Genomic DNA, 23,269 nt, shown 5'->3' on the forward strand with positions numbered 1-23,269 from the left:
TCGCCGAGCCGTCGCCAGGCCGTCCCGCTGGGCGGTCAGTCGTCCTGGCTCGCGAGGAAGGCGCCGATCAGCGTCGCGGGATTGGTGAGCCGCCAGATCGGACCGGGATCGTGGATGTCGCCCGTGAGCCGCAGCGGCGACGCGATCTCACCCGTGGCGGTCGGCACCGAGATGCGGCCCACCTCACGTCCCTCTCGGGCGGTCGAGAACTCGTCGACGGACACGGATGGCTCGCCGAACGCACTGCCCCACGCGGCATCCGCTCGGCTCACGGACGCGACGAGATCGGCCTCGTCGCCCCAGGGGGCCAGGACGCGTGCGTACGTCGTCCCCTCGGCGATGACCGTCACCGGCGCGGATGCCGCGGCAGCCGACTCCACGGCGGCCGCGACGGCCGGGTCGAGGGTCTCGTAGTCGGGCATCAGCAGCATCGCACCCGTGATGCGGCGGGGCTCGCCCTCGACGCCGTCGACCGCGGGGAGTTGTGCGGTGAACACGTAGCTGAGGCCCGCCTGGTCGGTGAAGCTGCGGGTGATCGCGCGCACGTCGCCGTCGCTCGCGCGGCCCACGAGGTCGGGCACGCTGCGCGCTCCGAGCGGGGCGGCGTCGGGATCGTCGAGCATCGCCGCGAGCTGGTCGTCGGCGAGGACCATGGCGGCCAGCCGCGCGAGCTCCTCAGCGGTGCCGACGTTGTCGCCCGAGAGTCCGGTGGAGTCGTCGACGCGAGTGGCGGTGAACCCCTGCTCGGCCAGCCATGCGTTCGCGGCCTCGACGTACGGCTCGACCCCGCCGAACGCCCATCGGACGAGGGTGTCGGCGTGGTTGTTGCTCGACGCGAGCAGCACGGCGCGCACCACGTCGCGCTCCGTCCACGTCTCGCCGGGGGAGACCTGCAGCGCCCGCGAGCCCTCACCCGAGTACCTCAGGTAGTCCGTGTAGTCGGCGGGGCCGATCGGGATCGCAGGGCCCGCGCCGTCGGCAGGGAGCGGCAGCGAGTCGAGGGTGACGAGCAGCGTCACGAGCTTGGCGGCGCCCCCGATCGGCACCGCGGCCGGGTCGCCGGCCGTGGCGACGGTCTCGGCCGTGCCGTCGTCGCCGACCACGGCAAGGGCGCTCGCACCGGTCGTCGGCAGTGCCAGGGCCGGGACGTCGGCCGCCGCCGCGGCTGCGGGCTCGAGTCGCACCGAGACCTGGGGGAGCGGACCGAGGAGCATCGCAGGGCCGTAGACGCCGAAGCCGAGGATGGCGAGCGCGCCGACGACGATGCCGGTGATCCGGCCGGGGGAGGTCATGGATTCAGCGTAACCCGGCGCGGATCATGCCCAGCCCAGCTCGTGCAGCCGGTCGTCGTCGATGCCGTAGAAATGCGCGATCTCGTGCACGAGGGTGATGTGGACCTCGTCGCGGAGCTCCTCCTCGTCGTCGGCGACCGCCAGCAGAGGCTCCCGGTAGATGATGATGCGGTCGGGCATCTCGCCCATGCCATACCGATCGCGTTCCGTGAGCGCGAAGCCCTCGTAGAGGCCGAGCACGTCGAGCGAGCCGTCCTCGGGACGGTCCTCCACGACGAACACGACGTTCTCGAGCCCTTCGACCATGTCATCGGGGAGACGGTCCAGCTCATCGATGACGAGCGCCTCGAACGCCTCGCCATCGAGTTCCACGACTGCTCCGATCGGAGGAGGGGAAGGAGTTGGGGTGAGTAACGGGGCTTGAACCCGCGACCTCCTGGACCACAACCAGGCGCTCTACCAACTGAGCTATACCCACCATGTGTCGACCGCCGAGGCGATCAGGCAACTCAAAAGAGACTACTACACCTTGGCCTCGAACTCGTCCACCACGGCGGCTGCGATGGACTGCAATTCCTGGCTCGACGGACCGGGAGCTGCTATGAAGATCGCACGCCGGTAGTAGCCCAGCTCGCGGATCGACTCGAGGATGTCGGCGAGCGCCCGGTGCCCGCCGTTCTTCGCCGGGGAGTTGAAGTACGCGCGCGGGAACCAGCGCTTGGCCAACTCCTTGATCGAGGAGACGTCGACGTTGCGGTAGTGCAGGTGCCCGTCGAGCCGAGGCATGAACTTCGCGAGGAAGGCGCGGTCGGTGCCGATGGAGTTGCCGGCCAGCGGCGCCCGCTGCTCCTCGGGCACGTGCTTCAGGACGTACTCGAGCACCTCGTACTCCGCCTCGGCGACGCTGACCCCGTTGGGGATCTCCTCGATCAGGCCGGACTCGGTGTGCATCGCGCGGACGAACTCGCCCATGTTCTCGAGGGCGCTCGCATCGGGCTTGATGACGATGCTGAGCCCGGCGTCGATCGGGTTGAGGTCGTAGTCGGTGATGACGACGGCGATCTCGACGAGTTCGTCGACCTCGAGGTCGAGCCCGGTCATCTCGCAGTCGATCCAGACCAGTCGGTCGCTCGGGGTTGCCATGCGGCGAGTCTACCGGGGCCGTCGGACAGACAGCCCTGTCGTGAGCGGACCGCAGCGGTCGAACCTAGGCTGGGCTGGTGGCAACGTTCGTCGACGTCCTGCACGCGATCGAGGCGATCCGCTCGCGGTCCCCGCGAACCGTGGTCGGCGTCTCGGGGTTCGGCGGTGCGGGCAAGTCGACGCTCGCCCGGCGCCTCGTCGAGGCCGTGCCGGGCAGCGCGCGGGTGCGCGGCGACGACTTCGTGAGGCCGACGCTCGCCGGCGAGCGCTCCGCGGACTGGTCGGCGGTCGAGCGATCGCGGCTCCGGCGCGACGTCGTCGACCCGTTCCGGGCGGGCCGGCCGGGGACGTTCCGCAGGTACGACTGGGTCAGCGGCGCACTTCGCGCGCCCGAGCCGCTGCCCGACGCCGATGTGCTCGTCGTCGACGCGGTCGGGATCTTCCATCCCGATCTCGACGGCCTGCTCGACCTGAGGGTCTGGGTCGACGTCGACCTCGACCTCGCGACCGAGCGCGGCAAGGCGCGTGACCGTCGCGCCGGCAAGGATCATGCTCGCCTGTGGGACGAGGTCTGGGTGCCGAACGAACGCGACTTCGCCGACCGATTCCACCCGCGCGAGGCTGCGGACCTGCAATACGTCCCGTGAACGTGGTGGTGCCCCCGGCAGGAATCGAACCTGCGACCGACAGATTAGAAGGCTGCTGCTCTATCCGCTGAGCTACGGGGGCCGACCCCGCCCAGCATACCGGGCGCGGCCGAGTCACCCCTCGGTGGGCACATGCACGTCATCGTCGGGTTTGCGCGACGCGGCACCCGGCGATCGCCGGTGGAGGGTGAGGCCGATGAGCGGGAACAACAGCACCGAGAGCATCCCCGCACCGACGAGGGCGGCGGCAGTGCCACTCGTGAGGTCGCCCGCGTCGACGCCGATCGCCGTCACCGCGACGATGATCGGCAGGCCGGTGGCGCCGAAGAGCGCGGTCGCCGCGAGGTCTCGACGGCTCGAACCGGCCGGCGCGGCGAGGAGCGAGGGCAGCCCGCGCACGACGAGGAGGAGCCCCAGGGAGATCGGGACGAGGGCGAGGGTGCGACCGTCGGCCAGGAGCGCCTCGAGGTCGAAGGTGATACCCGTGTAGATGAAGAAGACCGGCACCAGGAAGCCGTACCCGAGCGCCTCGATCTTGCCCTCGATGATCTCGACGTCGTGTTCCGGCGCGCCCGAGAGCAGGAGACGGTACAGCACGCCCGCGGTGAACGCCCCGAGGAGCATGTCGAGGTCGAGCACGATGCTGAGTGCGACGAGTGCGACGAGCACGAGCACGACGAGGCGCACGCCGAACTGCCCGCTCGTGTGCAGGGTGGCCGTGATGATGCGATGCAATCGACGGCCCGCGCCGCGGGCCGCGAACCATATGGCGGCGCCGGCCACCACGGCGAACGCGACCAGCACGAGCGCGGCGACGAGGGGCGACCGGCCGCTCAGGAACAGCGAGATGGCCAGCAGCGGGCCGAACTCGCCGACCGCGCCGAGGGCGATCACGGCGACCCCGAAGGGCGTCCTGAGGTCGCCGGAGTCGCGGAGGACCGGCATGATCGTGCCGAGCGCGGTGGACGTGAGGGCGACGCCGATGAAGGCGGCCGCGGAGAGGCTCGGGGCGAGCAGCACCGCGATGCCGAAGCCGGCCGCGAGGGAGATGACCCAGCCGATCGCGGCGCGGCTGAGCGGCCGCCCGCGGATCGTGCCGAAGTCGATCTCGTTCCCGGCGAGGAAGAACAGCATCGCCAGCCCGAACTCCGACAGGAACGACGCGAAGTCGTCGGGGATGATCCATCCGAGCGTCGCCGGGCCGAGAAGGAGTCCGAGCACGATCTCGAACACGACGAGCGGGACCGCGATCCACCGGCTGAGCGCTCGCACCAGCAGCGGCGCCGCGACGGCGATCGCCGGAATGAGCACCAGCGTCCCGATCGATACGTCCACGTCGGCACCTCCGGATCCCCCCGCACGAACGTGCGCCTGCCGTGATGGTAGCGGAGCGGGCACGGGAGCCGTCGGCTCGGCGGGCCGACGGATCGCGTGGCCGACCGACGTCGCTGCGAGGGGCGTTTCGTCCGCGAAACATGGCGGCGGTATCGTCGAGGAATGCGCGACCAGCAGGCGAGCATCATCGCCGAACTCAATGTCAGCCCGGTCATCGACCCCGCAGAGCAGGTGCGAGCCCGGATCGACTTCCTCAAGGCGTACCTGCGCACGACGGGGGCGGCCGGGTTCATGCTCGGCATCAGCGGTGGGCAGGACTCCTCGCTCGCGGGCCGAATCTGCAAGCTCGCCGTCGAGGAGCTCATCGCCGAGGGCGACGCCGCACGGTTCATCGCGGTGCGACTGCCCTACGACGTGCAGCACGACGAGGCCGATGCGCAGCTCGCCCTCGAATTCATCCAGCCGCAGGAGTCGGTCGAGTTCAACATCCAGGGCGCGGTCGACGGGCTCGGCGAGGAATACCTGGACGCGACCGGTGTGCAGCTCAGCGACTTCGGCAAGGGGAACGTCAAGGCACGCATGCGCATGGTCGCCCAATACGCGATGGCCGGTGAGAGCGCCCTGCTCGTAGTCGGCACCGACCACGCGGCCGAGGCGGTCACCGGCTTCTTCACGAAGTACGGCGACGGCGGTGCCGACATCCTGCCGCTCACCGGGCTCACGAAGCGCCAGGGCCGGGCATTGCTGCAGCACCTCGGTGCACCCGAGCGCATCTACCTCAAGGTGCCGACCGCCGACCTGCTCGACGGCGACCCCGGACAGGCGGACGAGGCGAACCTCGGCCTCAAATACCACGACATCGACGCCTACCTCGAGGGCGAGGACATCGACCACGCGATCGCGGAGCGCATCGAGACGCGGTTCCTCCAGACGCGGCACAAGCGTGCGGTGCCGGTGTCGATGTTCGACGACTGGTGGATCTGACCCGTCGCTACGCCCGTGCGTCGTCGAGCGCCTGGGTGGGAGCCGTATCGCCTGGGCGTGGCGTCTCGTCGGGCGACGTCGCCGACTGGTAGTGCGCATGGTGCTGCTCGGCGACCCACGCGTCCTGCGCCTCGACGGCGACCTGCTCGGGCTCCTGGCGCTGCGTGCGCCAGCGCACGAGATCGTCCTGGAACTGCTTGCGCGTGCGTGCCGGATGGCGCTGCCACTCGAGCAGCCGGTCGCGGAACTCCACGACCGCGGGGTCGAGCTGGTAGCCGAACGTCGCGGAGGCCCGCTTGAGCTCGTGGAGCTGGTGGGCCGCCCAGTTGGCGGTGACGTCCGAGCCGCGGATCGGGAGGAGGCGCACGAGGATGTCGGCCTGGCCGACCGTGCGATCGGCGAGCACCTGTTCCTGCGGCGTGAGCGAGTTCCACACCGAGGCCTCGGTCGCCGCATCGATGAGGGCTGCAACCGCCGCGGCCTTCGCCTCTCGGTCGCGCTGGGCGACGACGCGGCGGACGGCGGCGGACGCGATCCATGCGGCCAGCAGCCCGGCCGCGAGGACCGCGACGAAGAGCACGACGCCCGCGAACACCGTGGGTCGCGCGGCGCTCGAGGAGAGCCAGGCGATGAGGTCGTTCCACCACTGCATGTGCGCAGGCTACCCGTGGAGCACGGCTGCGCGTTCGAGGCGGTGCGGCGTGCCCGGATCGACGGCCTCCGATCTCAGCGGAAGCACTCCGCGGCATCCGTCGGCGACCAGAACTCGCCGAGCTCCATGGCACGGATGCCGCCGCCGAGCAGCCGTCGCGCGGCGTAGCGATCGACGCCGTCGCGGTGCCGGCGCTCGATGTGTCCGAGCACTGGGCCGCCGCTGCGGGCCACGCGCCACAGCCCGGCCGCCACGGCGGTGATGGTGAGGCCGGGAACGGCGGGAAAGGTCTCGCGGGGGCCTGAGAGCACGGTTGCGGACATGTCACTCCTCTCGTGGTGCAGCCGGCCCTGCGTCTGCCTCGACGCTATGGGCTGCCACCGACATCCGGAGTCCCACTGCGAGGAGTGCGAGGAGGAGCCCGTTCAGCCGAGCACGGTGCCGTGCGCTGCGAACGGCTCGATGCGCGCGATCTCGTCGTCGTCGAGCGGGGCCGCGTCGAGCGCGGCGACGTTCTGCTCGAGTTGCGCCACGCTCGACGCGCCGATCAGGGCGCTCGCGACGAGCGATTCGCGCAGCACCCACGACAGCGCGAGCTGCGCGATGCTCTGCCCGCGTGCCCTGGCGATGGCGTCGAGCCCGCGAATGCGATCGAGGTACTCCTCGCTGATCTTGTCGGGGGAGAGGAAGCGACTGGTCGCCGCGCGCGAGTCCCCGGGGACGTCGCCGGAGAGGTAGCGGTCGGTGAGCAGGCCCTGGGCGAGCGGTGAGAAGACGATGCTCGCCGCGCCGACCTCCTCGAGCACGGGGAAGAGCCCGTCCTCGATGTGCCGGTCGAACATCGAGTAGCGCGGCTGGTGGATGAGCAGCGGCACGCCCTCCGCGTCGAGCGCCGAAGCGGCGGCGCGGGTCTGCTCGGGGTCGTAGTTCGAGATGCCGACGTAGAGTGCCTTGCCCTGTCGCACCGCGGTCGCGAGCGCGCCCACGGTCTCCTCGATCGGCGTCTCGGGGTCGGGGCGGTGCGAATAGAAGATGTCGACGTAGTCGAGGCCGAGGCGCCCGAGGCTCTGGTCGAGCGATGCGAGCAGGTATTTGCGCGAGCCGAAATCGCCGTACGGCCCCGGCCACATGTCGTAGCCCGCCTTCGACGAGATGATGAGCTCGTCGCGGTAGGGGGCGAGATCGATCGCGAGGATGCGGCCGAAGTTCTCCTCGGCACTGCCGGCGGGCGGCCCGTAGTTGTTCGCCAGGTCGAAGTGCGTGATGCCCAGGTCGAACGCACGGCGCACGATCGCGCGCTGCGTGTCCAACGGCCGGTCATGGCCGAAGTTGTGCCAGAGGCCGAGCGAGAGCGCGGGGAGCTTCAGCCCGCTCCGTCCGACCCGGTTGTAGCGCATCTGGTCGTAGCGTTGCGGATTGGCGACGTAGGTCATCCAGTTACTCTATGGCGATGGAAAGCTACGTTCTGGCCGGTGGTTGCTTCTGGTGCCTCGACGCCGTCTACCGCACGCTGAAGGGCGTCGACGACGTCGTGTCGGGCTACACGGGCGGCACCACGCCGCATCCGGGTTACGAGGCGGTATGCACCGGCACGACCGGTCACGCCGAGGCCGTGCGGGTCGATTTCGACCCCGACGTGATTCCGCGAGAGGTCGTCCTCGACGTGTTCTTCACGCTTCACGACCCGACCCAGCTGAACCGCCAGGGGGCCGATGTCGGCACCCAGTACCGCTCGGCGATGTTCTTCGCCGACGACGCTCAGCGCACGGCGTTCGAGGCGGCGCGCGACCGCGCCGACGACTGGTGGCCGGGCGAGGTCGTCACGACGATCGAGCCGCTCGGCGAGTTCTTCCGTGCCGAGGAGTACCACCAGGACTTCTTCGCGAAGAACCCCGGGCAGGGGTACTGCCTCGCCGTCGCGCTCCCGAAGGTGAACAAGATCCGGCGGTCCTACGCCGACTACGTGCTCGCCTGACTTGCCCTCGACAGCGCCACCGTACCGGATGTCGTGCACGAGCGCCCCTCGCCGCGTCATCGGAGCGCCGCGCCGACGCGATGCTGGTGCGACGCGGCATCCGGGGCCTGGTCCGGCACGAGCAGCTCCGGATGCCGCGAGCCGTCGATCCGCGACGGTGCAGACTTCGAGGAGCACAACATGACCGACAACATCACCGTGACCGGCGTCGTGGGGGGCGACCCGCGCGTATACGTCACGACGCAGGGCCTCGCGATCACCTCGTTCCGCCTCGCCTCCACGCGGCGCTACTTCGACCGTGCGAAGGGCACCTGGGAGGACGGCGAGACGAACTGGTACACCGTCTCCGGCTTCCGCCAGCTCGCGCACAACGCCGCCGCCTCGGTGCACAAGGGGGACCGGGTCGTGGTGCACGGGCGGCTGCGGCTGCGGGCGTGGGAGAACGGCGAGAAGTCCGGCACGGCCATCGAGATCGAGGCGGACTCGATCGGGCACGACCTCGCGTGGGGCACCACGACGCTCACCAAGGTGCGGCGTGAATCCACCGCTGACGCTGACCCGTCTCCTCGACCGGCTGCGGCATCGAACGGGTGGCCGGGGGTCGACGAGGCGGCGGAGCCGTCCCAATTCGTCGACACGCACGAGGGCGACGACGGCGAACTGCACCGAGCCGACGTGGGCGCGGGTGATTCCGCCGACGACGAGACGGAGCTTCCGGTCGGCGTGTGACCGCGGCACGATCGGCCGAGCGGTGAGCCGCCTCGCACCGCATAGACTCGGCTCGGGCGGTCGCCAACGCCCGTCGAGGGGGAGCGATGCGAGGGCGTCTCGGCACCACTGCGGCCCTGGCGCTTGCCGGGGCCGCGCTCGTGGCGGGCGTCGCCGGTTGCGCGTGGGGTCCCCCCGCCGACCCGACGTCGTCGTCGCCTGTGGCGGCGGCTGAGACCACAGCTCCCACCGCGAGCGCGCCTCCGATCCTGCGCCAGCAGCTCTCCGCCTCCGAGAACGTTGCGTTCTTCGACGCGGTGAACCTCGCCGTCATCGCAGCGAACTCCGGAGCGGGTGGGCGCGACTTCATCGACGCGCTGGTCGCGGCGGGATTCGACAAGGCGCAGATGCAGGTGACGGCCGATCGTACGACGGTCGACGTACAGGCCGACTCTGTGCAGTTCGCCGTGCTCTTCCAGAGCGAGTGCCTCGTCGGCCAGTACGGTCCCGCCTCCGGCGGATATCACAGCGCGGTGCGCCCCGCCCTGGGCGCGGGCGGCTGTCTCGTCGGTCAGACGCGCCCCATCGATTGGTAGGCGACCGGATGGCGGACGCCCGGTCGCGAGCGCGATGCTCGACCCGACTTCGTCCGACTCGTCCGCGGCCGGACCTCGCTCCGTGGGCGGGTAGGCTGGGACGCTGGACTTCGTGCTCCACGATTGAGGGAGAAGAGTGGCGGATTACATTTACTCGATGGTGCGCGCCCGCAAGGCGGTCGGCGACAAGGTCCTTCTCGACGACGTGACGATGGCGTTCCTGCCCGGGGCGAAGATCGGCGTACTCGGGCCGAACGGGGCTGGCAAGTCGACGATCCTGAAGATCATGGCGGGGCTCGACCAGCCGTCCAACGGTGAGGCGAAGCTCACTCCTGGATACTCGGTGGGCATCCTCATGCAGGAGCCCGTGCTCGATGAGACGAAGACCGTGCTCGAGAACGTGCAGGAGGGCGTCGGCCCGATCAAGGCGAAGCTCGACCGGTTCAACGAGATCTCGCACGCCATGGCCGAGCCCGATGCCGACTTCGATGCCCTCCTCGCCGAGATGGGCACCCTGCAGGAGGCCATCGACGCGGCCGACGCGTGGGACCTCGACTCGCAGCTCGAGCAGGCGATGGATGCATTGCGCTGCCCGCCGGGCGACGAGCTCGTCGCCGTGCTCTCCGGCGGGGAGAAGCGCCGCGTCGCGCTCTGCAAGCTCCTGCTGCAGAAGCCCGACCTTCTCCTCCTCGACGAGCCCACGAACCACCTCGACGCCGAGAGCGTGCTCTGGCTCGAGCAGCACCTCGCCAAGTACCCCGGCGCCGTGCTCGCCGTCACCCACGACCGGTACTTCCTCGACCACGTCGCGGAGTGGATCTGCGAGGTCGACCGCGGTCGCCTCTACCCCTACGAGGGCAACTACTCGACGTACCTCGAAAAGAAGCAGGAGCGGCTCACCGTCCAGGGCAAGAAGGACGCGAAGCTCTCCAAGCGACTCGCCGACGAGCTCGACTGGGTACGCTCCAACGCCAAGGGCCGCCAGGCCAAGTCCAAGGCGCGCCTCGCGCGCTACGAGGAGATGGCGGCCGAGGCCGAGCGCACGAGGAAGCTCGACTTCGAGGAGATCCAGATTCCGCCGGGCCCCCGCCTCGGTGACATCGTCCTCGAAGCGAAGGACCTCGAGAAGGGCTTCGGCGGTCGAGTGCTCATCGACGACCTGACCTTCACGCTGCCGCGCAACGGCATCGTCGGCATCATCGGTCCCAACGGCGTGGGCAAGACCACGCTCTTCAAGACGATCGTGGGCCTCGAGCCGCTCGACGACGGCAAGCTCAAGGTCGGCGAGACGGTGAAGATCTCCTACGTCGACCAGTCGCGCGGCGGCATCGACCCGAAGAAGACGCTCTGGGAGGTCGTCTCCGACGGCCTCGACTACATCCAGGTCGGGAGGACGGAGGTGCCGAGCCGCGCCTACGTGTCCACGTTCGGCTTCAAGGGTCCCGATCAGCAGAAGCCGGCCGGCGTGCTCTCCGGCGGCGAGCGCAACCGCCTGAACCTTGCGCTCACGCTGAAGCAGGGAGGCAACCTGCTCCTCCTCGACGAGCCCACCAACGACCTCGACGTGGAGACCCTGTCGAGCCTCGAGAACGCGCTCCTCGAGTTCCCCGGCTGCGCGGTGGTCATCACGCACGACCGGTGGTTCCTCGACCGCATCGCCACGCACATCCTCGCCTACGAGGGCACCGACGAGAACCCGTCGAAGTGGTACTGGTTCGAGGGCAACTTCGAGGCCTACGAGGCGAACAAGATCGAGCGCCTCGGCCCCGAGGCCGCGAAGCCGCATCGTTCCACCTATCGCAAGCTCACGCGGGACTGACATGCGCCTGCACGTGCCGACGCCGCTGCGCTGGTCGGACCTCGACGCCTACGGCCACGTGAACAACGCCCGGATGCTGAGCCTCCTCGAGGAGGCACGTATCCAGGCGTTCTGGGTGAGCGAGGACACGTCGGAGCATGCCGTCGGCGCGTCCACGGCGGTGCTCGACGCGACACCGGGCGCCAACACGATCACGCTCATCGCGCGGCAGGAGGTGGAGTACCTCGCGCCGATCCCGTACCAGCGCCAACCCGTCGACATCGAGCTCTGGATCGGGCACATCGGCGGCGCGAGCCTCGACGTCTGCTACGAGGTGTACTCGCCGCTCAATGTCGAACCGCGGGTGCTCTACACGCGCGCGGTCACCACGATCGTGCTCGTGGAGGCCAGGACGGAGCGGCCGCGGCGCATCGACGATCGCGAGCGCGCGGCGTGGGAGCCCTACGTGGGCGAGCCCATCACGTTCCGCCGTCGGTGACGGCCGGCGTCACCGCTCGAGCGGCTCGTCGCTGAACGAGCCCTCCCACACGGCGCGGCTTCCCGATTCCGCGACCTGCACGACCGCCCACGTCGAACCCGCCGCTATGGCCAGGGCGCCGAGGGTGAGCAGGAGGCCCGCCGTGATCCGGATGCCGCGTCCGAGGCTCGCTCGCCCGGCGCTCGCCGCGCGGCGAGCCACGACGAGCTCGACGACCGCCCACGCGGCGACGAGCACCGCGACGGCGAGCAGCGCCCACAACCAGGGCTCGATCGTCGGGCCCAGCGCCGTGTGCGCCTGGATGAGCGGTGCGGCGGGCACGCGGACCTCGAGCCACTTGCCGGCTTCCATGGTGATGAGCCCGAGCGGCACCACGGCGATCGTGGCGATGAGCACCGGGATCCAGAGCCTCCGCCGAGCGGCCGGCCATGCGGCGATCACCACGAGGGCGAGGCTGACGAGCGGGACCAGGATGATGACCGCGTGCACGAGCAGCACGTGCAGCGGCAGGTCCGCGAAGATGTAGTCCATCCCGCGACCCCCCTCAGGACGTCGCGACGATGCGGTCGCCCGAGACGGCGACGGGGATCGCCGACAGTGGTTCGAGCGCGGGCCCGTTGATCACGTCGCCGGTCGTCGCGTCGTACTTCGAACCGTGGCAGGGGCAGTCGAATTCCGCGCCGGCGGCCGCGACCACGCACTGCTGGTGCGTGCAGATCGCGCTGAACGCCACGACCTGCCCTGCGGTCGGCTGGGCGATGAGCGCCGGCTCGCCGTTGATCGTGGCGTCGATGCTCCCGCCGACGGGGACGTCCGCGAGCGCCACGATGTCCTCACCGACAGGCGCTGCGGACGGTGGCTCGGTCGTCGGTTCGTCGGTGACGGTCGGCGAAGGAGTCGTCGCGGGGGAGGTCGTTTCGCTCGGCGCATCCGCGGCGCATCCGGCGAGTGCGAGGGCGCCGCCGACGGCGCCCGCCGAGCCGAGTGTCAGGATGCTGCGCCTGGTGAGGTCTGTGGGATCCGTCATCGCCTGAGTTCCTTCGTCACGTCGCTCGCGCCGTCTGCGCGCCCGTTCCCCATTCTGGGCGAATCGGTGGCGGGAGTGCGGCAACCCACAGAATTCATTCAGTCGAATGGATCCGCCGAGGATCACCGGCACTGGTGAACACGAGATCCGGACGCATTCAGTTCAATCGAATGCATCCGCCTTCGGCACGCGCACCATGCCCTCCTGCGCCACGCTCGCGACGAGCACGCCGTCGCGGGTGTAGATGCGACCGAGCGCGAGGCCGCGTCCGCCGCTGGCCGACGGCGACTCCTGCACGTAGAGGAGCCATTCGTCGACACGGGCGTCGCGATGCCACCACATGGCGTGGTCGAGGCTCGCCACCCTCAGCCCCGGGGTCGCCCACGCGATGCCGTGCGCTCGCAGCACTGGCTCGAGGATCGAGTAGTCGCTCGCGTACGCGAGGGCGGCGCGGTGCTGCTTCGGGTCGTCGGGGAGCCGCCCGAACGCCTTCATCCACACCGCCTGGCGTGGCACCCGCTCGCCCTCGACGCTGAGGTACACCGGCGACGGGATGTGTCGCACGTCGAACGCGCGCTCGCTCGACCAGTAGCGCGCGACGTCGTGGTCGAGGTGACCGAGCACCTCGGCGGTCGACGGCAGCGACTCGGGGTCGGGCAGGTCCGAGGGCATGTCGACCTGGTGCTCGACCCCCCCGTCGGGCGTCTGGAACGAGGCGATGAGCGAGAGGATCGGTACTCCCTGCTGATAGGCCTGCGTGCGCCGCGTGGAGAACGAGCGGCCGTCGTGGATGCGGTCCACCGAGAACGTGATCGGATGCTGCACGTCGCCCGGTCGGAGGAAGTAGCCGTGCATGGAGTGGATGGTCCGGTCGGCCGGCACCGTATGCATCGCGGCGACGATGGACTGGGCGAGCACCTGACCGCCGAAGACGCGTCCCAGCGGCATCCACTGCGACGGCCCCGTGAAGATGTCCTCCGTGGTGCGAGCGCCCGTGTCGGTGAGATTCAGGGTGCTCAGCAGGCCGTCGATGGGACCGTTCATCGTTCCTCCGTGTCGGGGTGGCGGTGGCCGCTGGATGCCGGCGGAGGCGCGGCCCGCCGATGCGGCGGCGCTCCCTTGGTAGTTTAGACAGGAGATGGCTCAACAACTCACGCTCGCGGACAGCCTTTCGCTCGGCGACCTGCACACTTACCTGCAGCGCGCCGGGCGCGTCGAGGACGGTTCGGTACGGCTGATCGCGGGTTCCGGCATCCTCGCGGTGTACACCGCGATCCTCTATCCCCGCGGCATCCTCGATGAGAGTCCCACGGTGCTCGGCCTGCGCACGTTCGAGCTCTTCGAGACCGAGGACTTCGACGTGGTGGTGCCGATGCGATCGCTCGTCGATCGCATCGTCCGCGGGCGCTCCGAATTCGGCGAGGACGATGAGTCGAGGCCCGTGACGATGACGCGACCGCCTGAGGTGAACACGGTCACGTGGGCGGGCATCTCACCGCCCAGGGGCGGTTGGCGCGCACTCGGCGAGACGGATGCCGCGACGCTCGAGTCGGCGGCCCGCGCGGGCATCGAGGAGATCGCGAAGGCGATCCCCGAAGGCACGGGCGAGCAGTTGGTGCAGCGTGTGCGCTCCGAGGTGTGGGGCCGGGGCATCGACGGACTCGAGTACGTGCCGGCCGGTGCCGCATTCGGGGCCTACAGCCTCGGGTTCCTCGGCGACGACCCGGTGCGCCTGTTCGAGACGGGTCCGTGGACGAGGCTGACGTCGCGCCGCGGCCACGTCCTCGTGCGCCGCAAGGCCTGGACCCTCAAGGCGTAGGGGCGAGTCGTCAGCCGCGGGCGATGGATCGCCCCGCCGCACGACCGGTGAAGAGGCATCCGCCGAGGAAGGTGCCCTCGAGTGCACGATACCCGTGCACGCCGCCCCCGCCGAACCCTGCTGCCTCGCCGATCGCGTACAGGCCCGGCACCGCCGTACCGTCGGCCGCCAGGGCGCGCGAATCGAGGTCGGTCTGGATGCCGCCGAGGCTCTTGCGCGTGAGCACGTGCAGCTTCACCGCGATGAGCGGCCCCGCCTTGGGATCGAGGATGCGGTGCGGAGTCGCCACCCGGATGAGCCTGTCGCCGCGGTACTTCCGGGCGCCGCGCACCGCCGTGAGCTGCAGGTCCTTCGAGAACTCGTTGTCGAGCTCGCGGTCGCGGGCGAGGATCTCGCGCTCGATGTTGTCGGTGTCGATCGGCACGTCGGGGGAGAGGGCGCGCATGCCCTCGAAGAGCTCGGGAAGGGTGTCGGCCACCACGAAGTCGACGCCGTGCTGCTTGAACGCCTCGACGGGCGCAGGCGCGCCCGAGCCGAGCCGGTCGGCGAGCAGCTTCAGGTCCTTCCCGGTGAGGTCGGGATTCTGCTCGCTGCCCGACAGCGCGAACTCCTTCTCGATGATCTTCTGCGTCAGCACGAACCACGAGTGCGCGTGGCCGGTCGACACGATGTGCTCGAGCGTGCCGAGCGTGTCGAACCCGGGGAAGAGCGGCACGGGCAGGCGCCGGCCCTCGGCGTCGAACCAGAGCGACGACGGCCCGGGCAGGATCCGGATGCCGTGCTTGGGCCATACCGGGTCCCAGTTCGTGATGCCCTCGGTGTAGTGCCACATGCGGTCGCCGTTCACGAGGCGGGCACCCGCGCGCCCGGCGATCGCCAGCATCCGGCCGTCGACGTGCTCGGGCACGCCGGAGAGCAGCTCGTCGGGCGCGGCGCCCATGCGCTCGGGCCAGAATTCGCGCACCAGGTCGTGGTTGCCGCCGATGCCGCCGGATGCCACAACCACTGCGGGTGCCCGCAGCTCGAAGTCGCCGACGACGTCGCGGTTGCTGGGCTCGCCGCGCCCCGCGGCATCCGAATCGAGCACCGCGCCGCGCACGCCGACCACGCCGCCCGACTCGACGACGAGCTCGTCGACGCGGTGGCGGTACCGGAATTCGACGAGCCCCGCCGCCGCGCCCGCCTGCACGCGTGCGATGAAGGGCGCGAGCAGGCCCGGGCCGGTGCCCCACGTGATGTGGAAGCGCGGCACGGAATTGCCATGGCCGATCGCGTTGTAGCCGCCACGTTCGGCCCAGCCGACGATCGGGAAGAACCGCACGCCCTTCTCGTGCAGCCAGGCGCGCTTCTCGCCGGCCGCGAACTCCAGGTACGCGTCGGCCCACCGCCTGCCCCACTCGTCCTCGTCGCGGTCGAACCCGGCGGTGCCGGCCCAGTCCTGCTGCGCGAGTGCGAGCGAATCGTGCACGCCCATGCGCCGTTGCTCGGGCGAGTCGATGAGGAAGAGGCCGCCGAACGACCAGTGCGCCTGCCCACCGAGGCTCGACTCGGGCTCCTGATCGAGTATCAGCACGTGCTTTCCGGCGTCGACGAGCTCGGCGGCGGCGACGAGGCCCGAGAGGCCGGCGCCGACGATGATCGCATCAGGCTCCGTGCGGGGTGCGGGGGAGGCGGCCACGTGGACTCCTTCGTCTCGGGTGGTGCGACGGGGTGCAGCGTCGTGTCGTGCCGCGGGCCGGTACTGCGGCTCGGCACCGGGTGGGTCAGTCCTCGAAGGTGTTCACCATCGCGAAGGCGGCCCGCTGCAGATAATCCCACAGCGTCTCCTCCGCGAGGGGCGGCAGGTCGAGCGAGTCGACCGCGGCGCGCATGTGCGCGAGCCACCGGTCGCGCGCCTCGGGGTTCACCTTGAACGGCAGGTGCCGCATGCGCAGGCGTGGATGGCCGCGCTGCTCGCTGTAGGTGCCCGGCCCGCCCCAGTACTGCTCGAGGAACATGGTGAGCCGCTCGGCGGCCGGGCCGAGGTCCTCCTCGGGATACAACGGCCGCAGCACGGGGTCGTCGGCGACGCCCCTGTAGAACTCCGTGACGAGCCGCTGGAACGTCTCGCGACCGCCGACGGTCTCGTAGAACGAAGGCCCGAGTGCCGCGCCGTGCTCGCTCCCGCGCAGCGGCACGCCGGCGGGTCGCACCGGCCCGGAAGCGCCGGGCCCGTAAGCACCGGGGCCGGATGTCGCGGGTCCGGATGCCGCGGGTGTCGTCTGGTCGCTCACTCGGTGCCCCCCGTGGTCGGCGGATTCGGGGTCCTTGTGGCCCTGGGTGCCCTCACCTTCGTGGCTACCGCGGAGCCCGAGGCATCCGCCACTACCGTGCTGGGCGCCGTCTTCGGCGGCTTCGCGCCCTTCACGCGGGTGGCGCCGTCGAAGCCGGTGAGCACCACGCTCGAGAGGCTCGGCAGCTTCACGCCCATCGCGTCGAGCGAGCGCTTGAGCCGCGTGCGCAGCTCGCGGGCCACGTCGTCCTTCGACGACGTGCGCACCTTCATGACGATGCGGATGACCATCGCGTCGTCGGAGATCGACTCGAGGCCCCAGATCTCGGGCTTCTCCAGCACTCGTGAGCGCCACTTGCCCGACTGGGACATCTCAACGGCCGTGCGGAGCATCTCGGCCTCGACGGCGTCGACGTCGGCTTCGTAGGGCACGGCGAGGTCGAGGATGACGCGCGCCCAGCCCTGGGACATGTTGCCGACCCGCAGGATCTCGCCGTTGCGCACGAACCAGAGCGTGCCGTTCACGTCACGCACCTTCGTGATGCGGATCTGCACGTCCTCGACGATGCCGGTCGCGGGGCCGAGGTCGACGACGTCGCCGACGCCGAGCTGGTCCTCGACGACCATGAACAGGCCGTTCAGCACGTCCTTCACGATGTTCTGGGCGCCGAAGCCGAGGCCGGCGCCGATCGCGGCGCCGAGCAGCGCGAACGAGCCGAGGATCGACGTGTCGATGACGTTCACGATCATGAGCGTCACGATGATGAAGAGGGTCACGTTCACGATGTTCCGCAACACGGTGCCGAGCGTGCGGGTGCGCTGCACCACGCGCACGGCGGCGAGCGGCGACGCCTGCAGCGCCTGCGTGTCGGTGACGTCCTGCTTCTTCTTCACGCCCGACACGATGCGGGTCACCGTGCGGTCGATGACGAAGTGCAGCACCCAGCGGATGAGGAACGCGAACGCGATGATCACGACGATCGCGACGAGCTTGCCGACGAAGACGTCCCAGTTCTCGGCCCAGAACGTCGCCAAGCCCGTCCAGAAGTCGCCGCTCAGGGGCGTGGGTTCTTCAGCGCGGAACATGGTTGGCAAGTCTACTGAGGCGCACCCGAGAGCACGCTGGCATCCCGGGCACGTGCGGCGAGCGCGCGCTCGAGCTCGTCGAGCTGCTCTGAGACGAGTCGGTGCAGCGGCGCGGGCGTCGGGTTCGCGTCGAGCCAGGCGCGGGTCATCGCAGCGAGCTCCTCGTCGACGAGCGGCGAGGGGAACAGGCGCGTCACGACGAGCGAGGCCATCGTGAAGCTCCGCTCCGCCCAGGTGCGCTGGAGCATCGCGAAGTAGTCGGGCACGGTGGAGGCGAGCAGCTCGGGTGCGAGGGTGCGCCGCCAGCCCTCTGCGACGGCGCGGGCGAGGTCGTTCGAGAGGCTCGTGTCGGTCGCGACCCGCCGCCACGCGGCATCCTTCACGGCCTGGTCGGGGCGAGCGGCGCGGGCCGTCTCGGCGAGCTGACGGCCCTTCGCCGTGTCGTCCTGCGCGAGCGCGGCGTCGATCTCCTCGTCGGATGCCGCGCCGAGGGCCGCCCGCGCGGTCACGAGCTCCCAGCGCAGGTCGAGATCGACCTCGAGGCCGGGAAGCACGATCGACCCGTCGAGGAGGCTGCCGAGCACGTCGGCGTGCGCCTGGGTCGCCGCGAGCCGCGTGAACGCCTTGACGAACTGGAGCTGCGTGTCGGAGCCCGTCTCGGCGAGCTCGGCGAGAGCCCACACGGCGTCGCCCGTCTCGGCGGCGAGGCGCTCGCGATGATCGTTCGCGAGGTAGCGGCCGACCGCGAGTTCGAGCCGGGTGAGCGCGAGCCCTCGGGCGGCGGACTGGGTCTCGTGGCCGACGCTGCCGAGCACGAGGCGCACGAACTCGCTCGCGGGAAGCTCGGCGTCGCGCACGGCGTCCCACGCCGAGCCGAGCACCACGGCGCGGGCGACCGGGTCGGCGAGGTCGGCGAGGCGCGCGACCGCCGTGGCGAACGACGGCTCGTCGAGGCGCACCTTCGCATACGTGAGGTCGTCGTCGTTCACGAGCAGCAGCATGGGGCGCGGCACGCCGACGAGCCCGGGCACGTCGGTCGAGGCGCCGTCGACGTCGAGCTCCACGCGGAGGGTGCGCACGAGGGCGCCTGCGGGGTCGCTCGAATAGCAGCCGATGGCGACCCGGTGCGGTCGGAGCGTCGGATGCGACGGAGCCGCCGTCTGCTCGACACGGACCGCCGTGATGAGGCCCGCGGCAGTTCCACTGAGCTCCGTCGAAGTGTCCGTCTCGACGACGGCCCGCAGGGTGTTGACGCCGGCCGTCTCGAGCCAGAGCTCCGACCAGCGGGTGAGCTCGCGGCCGCTGGCGCGCTCGAGCTCGTCGAGCAGGTCGCGGAGCGTCGCGCTGCCGCTCGCGTGTGCCGTGAGGTAGGCGCCGACGCCCCGCTGGAACGCTTCGAGGCCGACCCAGGCGACGAGCTGCTTCAGCACGGAGGCGCCCTTGTCGTACGTGATCCCGTCGAAGTTCACCTCGACGTCGCCGAGGTCGCGGATCTCGGCGACGATCGGATGCGTCGAGGGGAGCTGGTCCTGCTCGGCCGCGTGCGTCTTCTCGTCGCTCGCGAACGTGGCCCACACGCCCGTGAACTCGGTCACCTGCGACGTGGCGAGGGTCGACGCCCAGGTGGCGAACGACTCGTTCAGCCACAGGTCGTTCCACCACTTCATGGTCACGGAGTTGCCGAACCACATGTGGCTGAGCTCGTGCAGCACGACGATGGCCCGCTGTTCGCGCCGTGCGTCGGAGACGCGGGAACGGAACAGGTAGCTCTCGTTGAACGTGACGGCGCCCACGTTCTCCATGGCGCCCCAGTTGTACTCGGGCACGAAGATCTGGTCGTACTTGCCATACGGGTACGGCGCGCCGAAGGCGGCCTCGTAGAAGCCGAGCCCCGCTTGCACGGTCTCGAACATCACGTCGGGCTCGGCGTACCGCGCGAGCGATGCCCTGGTGAACAGGCCCAGCGGGATGTCGCGCCCATCGACACTGCGGGCGGTCGCGTGCCAGGCGGCGTAGGGGCCCGCGACGATCGCGACGATGTAGCTCGAGATCACAGGGCCGGTCTCGAACGCCCAGGTGGCGGTTCCGTCGAGTGTGCCGGGCACTGGCTCGGGCGAGGGGGCGTTGCTCAGCACCTGCCAGCCGGCCGGCGCCGTGATCGTGAACCGCACCGACGCCTTGAGGTCGGGCTGGTCGAACACCGCGTACACCCGGTTCGCCTCGGCCACAGCGAACTCGGTGTAGAGGTACACCGCCCCGTCGACGGGGTCGACGAACCGATGCAGGCCCTCACCGGTGTTGGTGTACCGCGCGTCGGCGACGACGTGGAGTTCGTTCTCCGCCTCGAGGCCCTCGAGCCGGATGCGGGTGCCGTCGCTCACGGTGGCGGGGTCGAGTGCCCTTCCGTTGAGCGTCAGCTCGTGGATGGCGTCGGTGCACGCCTCGATGAACGTCGATGCCCCGGGCGTACCGCGGAACCGCGCCGCCGTCTCGCTGCGGAACCGCTCGCCGTCGCCCGTGAGGTCGAGCACGACCTCGTACTCGGGCGCGCTCACCGTGGCGGCGCGCTCCTCGGCCTCGAGGCGGGTGAGGTTCGCAGCTGGCATCGATGGGCCCTCCATGTCGGTGTGCCCAGCCAGCCTATCGACGGTCGTCGGACGGCCCCTGCTCGGAGGAAGGTCCGTGCGACGAGAGCAGGCCGTGTTCGTACGCCAGGATCACGAGGTGCACGCGGTCACGTGCGTCGAGCTTCTGAAGGATTCGGCCGACGTGCGTCTTCACGGTCGACTCGGAGACGTGGAAGCGCGCGGCGAGCTCGGCGTTGTTGAGGCCCTCCGCGACGGCGACGAGGATCTCCCGTTCGCGTGGGGTCAGGGTGTCGAGCATCGCCGAGGCCGGCCGGGCGGCGCCGGGCATCGCCGGCAGCTCGCCGGCGAAGAGCTCGATCATGCGCCGGGTGATGCGCGGTGAGAGCGTGGCGTCGCCGGAGTGCACGGTGCGGATCGCCGCGACGAGCTCATGCGGGCGAACGTCCTTCAGGAGGAATCCGCTCGCACCGGCGCGGATGGCGGCGAACGCGTACTCGTCGAGGTCGAACGTCGTCAGGACGATGACGCGTGGGGCGCGCTCCGCGGCGGTCACCGCGGCGGTCGCTGCGATTCCGTCGACCACCGGCATCCGCACGTCCATGAGCATCACGTCGATCGCAGTGGAGCGTGCGAGCTCGATCGCCGCGGCGCCGTCACCCGCCTCCCCGACGACGGAGAAGTCGGGCTCCGCCTCGAGCACCATGCGGAAGCCGGTGCGCACGAGCGCCTGGTCGTCGACGATCGCAATGCGGATGCCGGTCGGCCGGGCGGTCATGCGGCTCCCTCGGGTCGATCGGATGCCGCCTGGAGCGTGGCCTGGAGCCGCCACCCGCCGCCGGGTCGGGGGCCCGCGTCAAGGGTGCCGCCGTACAGCGCCACTCGCTCGCGGAGGCCCGCGAGGCCACGGCCGGCGCCGGTGATCTGCGTGGCCGGATGCGTCGCGTCGTCCTCGACGACGACGGTGACGACCTCGTCGCCACGCTCGATCCGCACGTCGACGTGCTGTGCGTCAGCGGCGTGTCGGAGCGCGTTCGTGAGGCCCTCCTGCACGATCCGGTAGACCGCGAGCTGCAGGGCGGGCTCGGTGATCGCCGCACCCGAGGTGGTCAGGCGCACGGGAAGTCGCGCGGCGCGGAATCCGTCGACGAGACCTGGGATCGCCGCGACATCCGGCTGCGGCGAACGCTCGGCGGCGGCATCGGTCGGCCCGGTCAGCACGCCGAGCATGCGTCGCATCTCGCCGAGGGCGTCGCGCCCGGCGTCGGCGACGTGGCGCATCGCCTCGGCTGCGCGCTCGGGATCGCGCGCGGCGGTCGCGGCGGATCCCTCCGCGAGCGTGATCATGACGGTGAGGCCGTGGGAGACGATGTCGTGCATCTCCCGGGCGATTCGGGAACGCTCCTGTGCGGCGGCGAGCTGAGCCTGCTGGTCGCGTTCCCGCACGAGGTCGTGCGCACGTGCGATGAGCGCGTCGAGGTATCGGCGTCGGTTTCCTACGGTCACGCCGATGAGCGTCGCGATGAGCATGAACACGGCGAACGCGATCGACGAGCCGAAGGCGTCGAACTCGAAGGGTTCGACGACCAGGGCGCTTCGCAGCCCGGTCGACAGGTACGACGCGAACGTGCCCACCGCGACGGACGTGCCGAAGCCGATCCATGCGGCACGCGTCGACTCGTACACCGCGAGCGCGTACAGGGCGATCAGGATCGCGAGCGTATCGATCGATCCGGACGGGGCGGACACCAGGCACGCGAGCCAGGCGAGTCCCAGCACGAGCCACGGATGCGTTCGACGGAGCATCAGCAGCGCGACGCTCGCCGCCACCACCGCGGCCACCTGCATGACGGTCAGCCAGATCGGGAGCCCGTGCTGCACCGAGGTCACGATCGTGTTGACGATCGTCGGAACGCCGTAGACCCCGGCGAGCAGGCCATCGGTGAGACGCGGATGCCGCGCCCAGAACTGCCGGATCACACCGGGCGGTTTCGGCAGGCGCGGCTCGCCCCCGACCACCGCGTCCGGGTGGTCGGGGGCGAGCCGCGTCGCGCTTCACGAGCAGCGTGGCGGCCGCCGTGCCCGACGCGGCGACCCAGCCGAGCACCACGAGCAGGTCCTGCCAGGCCGTGAGCGTCTCGGTGCCCGTGATCTCGGTGGGGGCGAACATGTTCTTTCCGGCCATGGAGAGCAGGTACGGGTGGATGTCCTGCGCCCAGTCCGACGGGATCATCTGGAGGATCGTCGGCACGACCAGGATGAACGCCAACACGATGCTGATGCCGCCGGCGCTCGAGCGCACCATGGTGCCGACACCGAGCGAGAACACGGCGAGGAGCGCCAGGTACAGCGCCGCGCCGAGGATCGGCATGAAGACGTCGGGGTCGGTGAGGCTCGCCGAGATGTCGTAGCCCGAGTACGCGGCCGCAGAGACGAAATACGCGCCGATCCCCGCCACCAGGCTGACGACGTAGGTCACGACGAAGAGCACGGCGGCCTTCGCGGCGAGTGCGGGGAGGCGCTTGGGCACCGCGATGAACGTCGACCGAGCCATGCCCGTGCTGTACTCGCCGGTGATGACGAGCACGCCGAGCACCGCGACGACGAGCTGCGCGAGGAAGACGCCGAACGTGGAGGACTGGACGAGGAGGCCGGCCTGCGCCGCGGCGCCGCCGCCCAGGGCGCCGGAGGCGATCTCGTCGCCGCTGACGACGGTGCGCGTCAGCGCGAGGGCGAGCCCGAGCATGACCACGACGACGGAGAGGTACGACCAGACGGTCGACCGCAGCGTCCGCAGCTTGATCCACTCGGAACGGAGCACGCCGCCGAAGCTCAGCGAGGTCGCTGGGGA

Annotated in this window: 25 protein-coding genes and 2 tRNA genes; 9 read left to right on the plus strand and 18 right to left on the minus strand. The window is 70.4% G+C overall.

The features are described 5' to 3' along the window. Window positions 1-35: 35 nt before the first annotated feature. The 4 genes from ASG80_RS06040 to orn form a co-directional block, all read right to left on the minus strand. The gene (locus ASG80_RS06040) at window positions 36-1,292 is read right to left on the minus strand and encodes a serine hydrolase (protein WP_056729270.1); all 1,257 of its coding nucleotides are present in this window, start codon (window positions 1,290-1,292) and stop codon (window positions 36-38) included. A 24-nt stretch (window positions 1,293-1,316) separates the two neighbouring features. Next, window positions 1,317-1,598: a metallopeptidase family protein gene (locus ASG80_RS06045; RefSeq protein WP_369816227.1), complete on the minus strand. Its 282-nt coding sequence runs from the start codon at window positions 1,596-1,598 to the stop codon at window positions 1,317-1,319. Window positions 1,599-1,694: 96 nt separating this feature from the next. Next, window positions 1,695-1,770 (minus strand) — tRNA-His (locus tag ASG80_RS06050). 44 nt (window positions 1,771-1,814) lie between these two features. Next, on the minus strand, window positions 1,815-2,435 hold the full coding sequence (orn, locus tag ASG80_RS06055) for an oligoribonuclease (RefSeq protein WP_056729272.1): 621 nt from the start codon (window positions 2,433-2,435) through the stop codon (window positions 1,815-1,817). A 77-nt stretch (window positions 2,436-2,512) separates the two neighbouring features. Between orn and ASG80_RS06060 the strand changes: the two genes are divergently transcribed. Beyond that, the gene (locus ASG80_RS06060) at window positions 2,513-3,082 is read left to right on the plus strand and encodes a uridine kinase (protein WP_235508204.1); all 570 of its coding nucleotides are present in this window, start codon (window positions 2,513-2,515) and stop codon (window positions 3,080-3,082) included. A 6-nt stretch (window positions 3,083-3,088) separates the two neighbouring features. On the opposite strand, the gene ASG80_RS06065 is transcribed toward ASG80_RS06060, so the two are convergent. Together ASG80_RS06065 and ASG80_RS06070 are read right to left on the minus strand one after the other, a co-directional pair. Next, a tRNA-Arg gene (locus ASG80_RS06065) sits at window positions 3,089-3,164 on the minus strand. 32 nt (window positions 3,165-3,196) lie between these two features. Continuing rightward, the gene (locus ASG80_RS06070; protein ID WP_056729273.1) at window positions 3,197-4,417 is read right to left on the minus strand and encodes a cation:proton antiporter; all 1,221 of its coding nucleotides are present in this window, start codon (window positions 4,415-4,417) and stop codon (window positions 3,197-3,199) included. 162 nt (window positions 4,418-4,579) lie between these two features. Here ASG80_RS06070 and nadE point away from each other — a divergent pair, with 162 nt between their 5' ends. Continuing rightward, window positions 4,580-5,401: an ammonia-dependent NAD(+) synthetase gene (gene nadE, locus ASG80_RS06075; protein ID WP_056729274.1), complete on the plus strand. Its 822-nt coding sequence runs from the start codon at window positions 4,580-4,582 to the stop codon at window positions 5,399-5,401. Between the two features lie 7 nt (window positions 5,402-5,408). Here nadE and ASG80_RS06080 read toward each other — a convergent pair whose 3' ends face one another. The 3 genes from ASG80_RS06080 to mgrA form a co-directional block, all read right to left on the minus strand. Continuing rightward, entirely contained in the window at window positions 5,409-6,053 is a 645-nt protein-coding gene (locus ASG80_RS06080; protein WP_056729275.1) for a hypothetical protein, read from the minus strand. A 74-nt stretch (window positions 6,054-6,127) separates the two neighbouring features. Then, window positions 6,128-6,376 carry a hypothetical protein gene (locus ASG80_RS06085; RefSeq protein WP_056729276.1) on the minus strand — a complete coding sequence of 83 codons (249 nt, stop codon included), beginning with the start codon at window positions 6,374-6,376 and terminating at the stop codon, window positions 6,128-6,130. A gap of 102 nt (window positions 6,377-6,478) precedes the next feature. Next, a complete protein-coding gene (mgrA, locus tag ASG80_RS06090) occupies window positions 6,479-7,486 on the minus strand; it encodes an L-glyceraldehyde 3-phosphate reductase (protein ID WP_056729277.1) in 1,008 nt (335 codons plus the stop codon). 17 nt (window positions 7,487-7,503) lie between these two features. On the opposite strand from mgrA, the gene msrA reads away from it, so the two are divergent. From msrA to ASG80_RS06115, 5 genes are all read left to right on the plus strand, one after another. Beyond that, window positions 7,504-8,028, plus strand: a complete 525-nt coding sequence (gene msrA / locus ASG80_RS06095; RefSeq protein WP_056729278.1) for a peptide-methionine (S)-S-oxide reductase MsrA — start codon at window positions 7,504-7,506, stop codon at window positions 8,026-8,028. A gap of 180 nt (window positions 8,029-8,208) precedes the next feature. After that, the gene (locus ASG80_RS06100; RefSeq protein WP_056729279.1) at window positions 8,209-8,757 is read left to right on the plus strand and encodes a single-stranded DNA-binding protein; all 549 of its coding nucleotides are present in this window, start codon (window positions 8,209-8,211) and stop codon (window positions 8,755-8,757) included. An 86-nt stretch (window positions 8,758-8,843) separates the two neighbouring features. Further along, complete coding sequence (locus tag ASG80_RS06105; protein ID WP_056729280.1) at window positions 8,844-9,332, plus strand: hypothetical protein; 489 nt, start codon at window positions 8,844-8,846, stop codon at window positions 9,330-9,332. Window positions 9,333-9,468: 136 nt separating this feature from the next. Continuing rightward, the gene (ettA, locus tag ASG80_RS06110) at window positions 9,469-11,151 is read left to right on the plus strand and encodes an energy-dependent translational throttle protein EttA (RefSeq protein ID WP_056729281.1); all 1,683 of its coding nucleotides are present in this window, start codon (window positions 9,469-9,471) and stop codon (window positions 11,149-11,151) included. 1 nt (window position 11,152) lies between these two features. Then, window positions 11,153-11,629, plus strand: a complete 477-nt coding sequence (locus ASG80_RS06115) for a thioesterase family protein (RefSeq protein WP_056729282.1) — start codon at window positions 11,153-11,155, stop codon at window positions 11,627-11,629. A gap of 9 nt (window positions 11,630-11,638) precedes the next feature. Here ASG80_RS06115 and ASG80_RS06120 read toward each other — a convergent pair whose 3' ends face one another. From ASG80_RS06120 to ASG80_RS06130, 3 genes are all read right to left on the minus strand, one after another. After that, window positions 11,639-12,160: a hypothetical protein gene (locus tag ASG80_RS06120; protein WP_056729283.1), complete on the minus strand. Its 522-nt coding sequence runs from the start codon at window positions 12,158-12,160 to the stop codon at window positions 11,639-11,641. Window positions 12,161-12,173: 13 nt separating this feature from the next. After that, on the minus strand, window positions 12,174-12,656 hold the full coding sequence (locus ASG80_RS06125; RefSeq protein WP_056729284.1) for a ubiquinol-cytochrome c reductase iron-sulfur subunit: 483 nt from the start codon (window positions 12,654-12,656) through the stop codon (window positions 12,174-12,176). A 162-nt stretch (window positions 12,657-12,818) separates the two neighbouring features. Further along, window positions 12,819-13,700: an acyl-CoA thioesterase II gene (locus ASG80_RS06130; RefSeq protein WP_056729285.1), complete on the minus strand. Its 882-nt coding sequence runs from the start codon at window positions 13,698-13,700 to the stop codon at window positions 12,819-12,821. 94 nt (window positions 13,701-13,794) lie between these two features. On the opposite strand from ASG80_RS06130, the gene ASG80_RS06135 reads away from it, so the two are divergent. Continuing rightward, a complete protein-coding gene (locus ASG80_RS06135; protein ID WP_056729286.1) occupies window positions 13,795-14,475 on the plus strand; it encodes a hypothetical protein in 681 nt (226 codons plus the stop codon). 10 nt (window positions 14,476-14,485) lie between these two features. On the opposite strand, the gene ASG80_RS06140 is transcribed toward ASG80_RS06135, so the two are convergent. The 6 genes from ASG80_RS06140 to ASG80_RS06165 form a co-directional block, all read right to left on the minus strand. Then, on the minus strand, window positions 14,486-16,153 hold the full coding sequence (locus ASG80_RS06140) for an FAD-binding dehydrogenase (RefSeq protein ID WP_056729287.1): 1,668 nt from the start codon (window positions 16,151-16,153) through the stop codon (window positions 14,486-14,488). Window positions 16,154-16,238: 85 nt separating this feature from the next. Next, on the minus strand, window positions 16,239-16,652 hold the full coding sequence (locus tag ASG80_RS06145) for a globin (protein ID WP_369816228.1): 414 nt from the start codon (window positions 16,650-16,652) through the stop codon (window positions 16,239-16,241). Between the two features lie 92 nt (window positions 16,653-16,744). Continuing rightward, entirely contained in the window at window positions 16,745-17,833 is a 1,089-nt protein-coding gene (locus tag ASG80_RS06150; RefSeq protein WP_082589811.1) for a mechanosensitive ion channel family protein, read from the minus strand. An 11-nt stretch (window positions 17,834-17,844) separates the two neighbouring features. Further along, a complete protein-coding gene (pepN, locus tag ASG80_RS06155) occupies window positions 17,845-20,439 on the minus strand; it encodes an aminopeptidase N (protein WP_056729336.1) in 2,595 nt (864 codons plus the stop codon). A 34-nt stretch (window positions 20,440-20,473) separates the two neighbouring features. After that, window positions 20,474-21,196, minus strand: a complete 723-nt coding sequence (locus ASG80_RS06160; RefSeq protein ID WP_056729288.1) for a response regulator transcription factor — start codon at window positions 21,194-21,196, stop codon at window positions 20,474-20,476. Continuing rightward, a complete protein-coding gene (locus tag ASG80_RS06165) occupies window positions 21,193-22,398 on the minus strand; it encodes a sensor histidine kinase (protein ID WP_056729289.1) in 1,206 nt (401 codons plus the stop codon). The genes ASG80_RS06160 and ASG80_RS06165 overlap by 4 nt, the downstream gene beginning before the upstream one ends. 86 nt (window positions 22,399-22,484) lie before the next feature. Between ASG80_RS06165 and ASG80_RS06170 the strand changes: the two genes are divergently transcribed. Next, window positions 22,485-22,829 carry a hypothetical protein gene (locus tag ASG80_RS06170; RefSeq protein WP_056729290.1) on the plus strand — a complete coding sequence of 115 codons (345 nt, stop codon included), beginning with the start codon at window positions 22,485-22,487 and terminating at the stop codon, window positions 22,827-22,829. The last annotated feature ends 440 nt before the right edge of the window (window positions 22,830-23,269 follow it).

This window comes from Agromyces sp. Soil535 (assembly GCF_001428255.1).
GTDB lineage: Bacteria > Actinomycetota > Actinomycetes > Actinomycetales > Microbacteriaceae > Agromyces.

Coding starts and splice junctions, on each gene's coding strand:
- ASG80_RS06150 (WP_082589811.1), bottom strand. CDS start 17,833: ATGTTCCGCGCTGAAGAACCCACGCCCCTGAGCGGCGACTTCTGGACG.
- ASG80_RS06160 (WP_056729288.1), bottom strand. CDS start 21,196: ATGACCGCCCGGCCGACCGGCATCCGCATTGCGATCGTCGACGACCAG.
- ASG80_RS06115 (WP_056729282.1), top strand. CDS start 11,153: ATGCGCCTGCACGTGCCGACGCCGCTGCGCTGGTCGGACCTCGACGCC.
- nadE (WP_056729274.1), top strand. CDS start 4,580: ATGCGCGACCAGCAGGCGAGCATCATCGCCGAACTCAATGTCAGCCCG.
- ASG80_RS06080 (WP_056729275.1), bottom strand. CDS start 6,053: ATGCAGTGGTGGAACGACCTCATCGCCTGGCTCTCCTCGAGCGCCGCG.
- ASG80_RS06125 (WP_056729284.1), bottom strand. CDS start 12,656: ATGACGGATCCCACAGACCTCACCAGGCGCAGCATCCTGACACTCGGC.
- orn (WP_056729272.1), bottom strand. CDS start 2,435: ATGGCAACCCCGAGCGACCGACTGGTCTGGATCGACTGCGAGATGACC.
- ASG80_RS06100 (WP_056729279.1), top strand. CDS start 8,209: ATGACCGACAACATCACCGTGACCGGCGTCGTGGGGGGCGACCCGCGC.
- ASG80_RS06085 (WP_056729276.1), bottom strand. CDS start 6,376: ATGTCCGCAACCGTGCTCTCAGGCCCCCGCGAGACCTTTCCCGCCGTT.
- ASG80_RS06135 (WP_056729286.1), top strand. CDS start 13,795: ATGGCTCAACAACTCACGCTCGCGGACAGCCTTTCGCTCGGCGACCTG.
- msrA (WP_056729278.1), top strand. CDS start 7,504: ATGGAAAGCTACGTTCTGGCCGGTGGTTGCTTCTGGTGCCTCGACGCC.
- ASG80_RS06105 (WP_056729280.1), top strand. CDS start 8,844: ATGCGAGGGCGTCTCGGCACCACTGCGGCCCTGGCGCTTGCCGGGGCC.
- ASG80_RS06040 (WP_056729270.1), bottom strand. CDS start 1,292: ATGACCTCCCCCGGCCGGATCACCGGCATCGTCGTCGGCGCGCTCGCC.
- pepN (WP_056729336.1), bottom strand. CDS start 20,439: ATGCCAGCTGCGAACCTCACCCGCCTCGAGGCCGAGGAGCGCGCCGCC.
- ASG80_RS06045 (WP_369816227.1), bottom strand. CDS start 1,598: ATGGTCGAAGGGCTCGAGAACGTCGTGTTCGTCGTGGAGGACCGTCCC.
- ASG80_RS06120 (WP_056729283.1), bottom strand. CDS start 12,160: ATGGACTACATCTTCGCGGACCTGCCGCTGCACGTGCTGCTCGTGCAC.
- ASG80_RS06130 (WP_056729285.1), bottom strand. CDS start 13,700: ATGAACGGTCCCATCGACGGCCTGCTGAGCACCCTGAATCTCACCGAC.
- mgrA (WP_056729277.1), bottom strand. CDS start 7,486: ATGACCTACGTCGCCAATCCGCAACGCTACGACCAGATGCGCTACAAC.